Raw genomic sequence first — 393 nt, forward strand, 5'->3', positions numbered from 1 at the left:
CGCGGTCAGACCGTTGCTGGCCCCGTCCTGGTTCACCGCGCTTCCCGCGACGACCGCCAGCACCTGGTGGCCGTTGCGACGGGCGTCCGACAGACGCTCCAGCAGCACCAGACCGGCGCCCTCGCCCCAGGCCGTGCCGTCGGCAGCCTCGGCGAACGCCTTCACCCGGCCATCGGTGGCGAGCCCCCGCTGGCGGGAGAAGTCGATGAAGGCGGCGGGTGTCGCCATCACGGTCACACCGCCGGCCAGCGCCAGCGAGCACTCGCCCGAGCGCAGCGCCTGCGCCGCCAGGTGGATCGCCACCAGCGACGACGAACACGCCGTGTCCACCGACACCGCCGGGCCTTCCAGCCCCAGCAGGTACGACACCCGCCCGGACGTCACACTCGTCGC

The 393-nt window shown here is 73.8% G+C and carries 1 protein-coding gene; it reads right to left on the minus strand.

Features of this window, described 5'->3' with window-relative positions:
- Positions 1-393, minus strand: a 393-nt coding sequence (locus tag IEZ12_RS27240) for a beta-ketoacyl synthase N-terminal-like domain-containing protein (RefSeq protein WP_373295534.1), incomplete at both ends; no start/stop codon positions are given.

The organism is Kitasatospora griseola (assembly GCF_014648555.1).
Lineage (GTDB): Bacteria > Actinomycetota > Actinomycetes > Streptomycetales > Streptomycetaceae > Kitasatospora > Kitasatospora griseola.